This window comes from Cupriavidus sp. SIMBA_020, assembly GCF_046535395.1.
In the GTDB taxonomy this organism is placed as follows: domain Bacteria; phylum Pseudomonadota; class Gammaproteobacteria; order Burkholderiales; family Burkholderiaceae; genus Cupriavidus; species Cupriavidus campinensis.
Genome location: NZ_JAWRWU010000216.1, coordinates 1 through 336, shown reverse-complemented (window position 1 = coordinate 336; position 336 = coordinate 1). Strand labels below are relative to the sequence as shown.

Below are 336 nucleotides of genomic sequence, written 5' to 3'. Positions count from 1 at the left end.
ATCACGAAATGCGGCGCGGCGGTACCGTGATCGGTGCCGTTGCTCTGGTTCTCGCGCACGCGCCGCCCGAATTCCGCATACGTCATCACGAGCGTCTGGTTCCAGCGCCCGAGCTCGATCAGCGCGTCGCGCATCGCACCCATCCCTTCCGCGAACTGCTTGAGCAGCGCGGCGTGCTGTCCCGGCTGGTTCTGGTGCGTGTCGAACCCGTTGAGCGTAAGCCGCAGCACCGCGACGCCATCCTGCGCGCCGGGCCCCGACGCTTCGCATGCCGCGAGCACCTGCATGGCGGTCTTCACCGAGGTCCCGAACGTACCGGCCGGAAAGGCCGTCCTG

1 protein-coding gene is annotated in these 336 nt (G+C 68.2%); it reads right to left on the bottom strand.

Annotated features, from left to right (window positions below):
- On the bottom strand, window positions 1-336 hold a 336-nt coding region (locus tag SB751_RS28895), incomplete at both ends, for a DUF1501 domain-containing protein (RefSeq protein WP_410748895.1).